The organism is Mesorhizobium sp. M1A.F.Ca.IN.020.06.1.1, from assembly GCF_004023265.1.
GTDB lineage: Bacteria > Pseudomonadota > Alphaproteobacteria > Rhizobiales > Rhizobiaceae > Mesorhizobium.
This window is the reverse complement of sequence record NZ_RZSR01000757.1, coordinates 1-2,975: the sequence shown is the minus strand read 5'-3', so window position 1 is coordinate 2,975 and position 2,975 is coordinate 1. Positions and strand designations below refer to the sequence as shown.

The following is a 2,975-nucleotide window of genomic DNA, read 5'->3' as shown; positions in this document are numbered from 1 at the left end:
ACATCGGGCCGCTGGTCGACCGCACGCAGCTCGACCGCGTCAAGGGCCTGATCGCCGAGGGCGCCAGGCAGGGCGCCGCTTGCTGGCAGCCGGACGCTGCCTTGCCGACGACGGGCTACTATCACTTGCCGACGCTCGCCACCTCTGTTTCGCCGGCTAATATCCTGGCGCAGGAGGAGGTGTTCGGGCCGGTGCTGGCGACGATGAGCTTCCGTAACACCGAGGAGGCGATCGAGCTAGCCAACAACACGCGTTACGGTCTTGCCGCTTCGGTGTGGAGCGAGAACGTCAATCTCGCTTTGCATGTCGCGCCGCAATTGAAGGCGGGCGTCGTCTGGGTCAACGGCACCAACATGTTCGATGCGGCCTGCGGCTTCGGCGGCTATCGCGAAAGCGGCTTCGGTCGCGAAGGCGGACGGGAAGGGATGTTCGAATATCTTGCCGCCAAGCTGCCGGTCGGCCCCGCCATCAAGCCGGCCGCAGTCGGCTCGGCGCAGGTCGTCGAGCAGGCTGACGGTATGGCCATCGACCGCACGGCAAAGCTGTTCATCGGTGGCAAGCAGGTGCGTCCGGACGGCAACTACTCGCTGACCGTCGCCACCGCCAAGGGCAAGCTTGCCGGCGAAGTCGGCCTTGGCAACCGCAAGGATATCCGCGACGCGGTCGCCGCCGCGCGCGCCTGCAAGGCCTGGCCGGACGCGACGGCCTTCAACCGCAGCCAGGTGCTCTACTACTTCGCGGAAAACCTTTCGGGCCGTGCCGATGAGTTCGCTGCACGCCTTGTCCAACTCGCCGGCGTGACGGCGAAGGCAGCGCGCGAGGAGGTTGAGCAGTCCATCGAGCGGCTGTTCCTCTATGCCGGCCTCACCGACAAGTTCGAGGGCCGCGTCCACCAGCCGCCGGCCCGCGCCGTGACGCTTGCGCTGCACGAGCCTGTCGGCGTCGTCGGCATCGTTGCGCCGGACAATCAGCCGCTCCTCAACTTCGTCTCGCTGGTGGCGCCGGCGCTCGCCATGGGCAACGCCGTGGTGGCCGTGCCGTCCGAGCGTCACCCGCTTTTAGCCACGGATCTCTACCAGATCATCGAATATTCCGACATTCCGGCCGGCGCCATCAATATCGTCACCGGCCGCAGCGCCGAGCTCTGCGGCGTTCTGGCCAAGCACGACGACGTCGATGGGCTCTGGGTGTTTGCCGATGCCGACACCTGCGCCAAGGCGGAGGCCGATTCCATCGGCAACCTCAAGCGCGTCTGGACCGGCAATGGCCGCAGCCTCGACTGGACATCGAGCGAGGCGGCTGGCGAGGCCGTCCTGCGCCGCGCCATCGAGGTCAAGAACGTTTGGGTGCCTTACGGCGACTAAGCGCGTTCCAGACCGGGTCTGGTTTGACGACACTCGCGCCGCAAATTCGGCGCGTTTGCCGCAGGCTTCCAGGCTTGACGCATCGGCATGTGTTCTTTAACCAGAAAAAACAATTGGCCTGCGGAATAGCGGTCAGGCTCGCCTGGCACATTGCATCCCGTCTGGCCGCCACTAAGAAAGCTTGCGACACCGGAGGGAAGCATGGCGGATCTGGCAGGCAAAGTGGTCGTCATCACCGCGGCGGCGCAAGGCATTGGGCGGGCGAGCGCGCTGGCTTTCACCAAGGCCGGCGCCACCGTTCATGCCACCGACATCAACGAGCAGCTTTTGGCCGAACTCGGCAAGACTTCCGGCATAAAAACCCGCAAACTCGACGTGCTCGATGACGCAGCCGTGACATCGGCCTTCGCCGAGATCGGCCCGGTCGATGTTCTGTTCAATTGCGCCGGCTTCGTCCATTCGGGCTCGATCCTCGAAATGACGGATGCCGATCTCGACTTCGCCCTGAATCTCAATGTCCGCTCTATGATCCGCACCATCCGCGCCGTGCTGCCCGGCATGCTGGAGCGCGGCGACGGCTCGATCATCAACATGGCATCGCTGGCGAGTTCGCAGAAGGGCGTGCCGAACCGTTTCGTCTACGGTCTGACCAAGGCCGCGGTCATCGGCCTGACCAAGGCGGTCGCCGCCGACTATGTGGCTAAGGGCATCCGCTGCAACGCCATCTGTCCGGGCACGGTCGAGAGCCCGTCGCTGCAGGACCGCATGCATGCGCAGGGCGATTATGAGGCGGCGCGCGCCGCCTTCATCGCCCGCCAGCCGATGGGAAGGCTGGGCACGCCGGAAGAAATCGCCGATCTCGCCGTCTATCTGGCGGGCGCCACCTACACTTCGGGGCAGGCCTACAATATTGATGGCGGCTGGTCGATCTGACGCCCGTTTCGAAAATTGGGGGCGGTTCGCAGTGCTAGTGGGCGAACAGGAAGATCGGATCGGGGCTACGCGTTCATCGGAAGCATCGAAAAGTCTGAAAAATCCAGCCTGCCGACCTACTGCGTGGAGTCCGCGCTTGCGGGGTACCAGGCTGATGGCTAGGGTCCGCCCGATTTTCGCATGAGGTCGTGGCGGAAAGTTTTGCAAATCGGTCTTTGGCCGCAAGGTGGAGAGAAAAGATGAAGTTGCTGCGCTATGGCGAGATGGGAAGCGAGCGTCCCGGCCTGCTCGATCAGGATGGCACGATCCGCGACCTTTCGGCCTATGTCGCCGACATCGCCGGCACGGCGCTGCATCCGGCTTCGCTGGAGATGCTGTCGAAGCTCGATCCGAAATCGCTGCCGGCTGTTTCCGGTAGCCCACGCATCGGAGCCTGCGTGGCCGGCACGGGGAAATTCATCTGCATCGGCCTCAACTATTCCGACCACGCTGCCGAGACCGGCGCCACCGTGCCGCCGGAGCCGATCATCTTCATGAAGGCGAGTTCGGCTATCGTCGGGCCGGATGACGACGTGCTCATCCCGCGCGGCTCGGTCAAGACCGACTGGGAGGTCGAGCTCGGCGTCGTCATCGGCAAGACGGCGAAGTATGTCAGCGAGGACGACGCGCTGGATTATG

3 protein-coding genes are annotated in these 2,975 nt (G+C 64.4%); all 3 read left to right on the top strand.

What is annotated here, in order from left to right; translation table 11 throughout:
• On the top strand, window positions 1-1,364 hold a 1,364-nt coding region (locus EOA60_RS26420), incomplete at its 5' end, for an aldehyde dehydrogenase family protein (protein WP_128312136.1).
• A gap of 201 nt (window positions 1,365-1,565) precedes the next feature.
• Window positions 1,566-2,297: an SDR family oxidoreductase gene (locus EOA60_RS26415; RefSeq protein ID WP_095825570.1), complete on the top strand. Its 732-nt coding sequence runs from the start codon at window positions 1,566-1,568 to the stop codon at window positions 2,295-2,297.
• A 239-nt stretch (window positions 2,298-2,536) separates the two neighbouring features.
• Window positions 2,537-2,975, top strand: a 439-nt coding sequence (locus tag EOA60_RS26410) for a fumarylacetoacetate hydrolase family protein (protein ID WP_206628252.1), incomplete at its 3' end; no start/stop codon positions are given.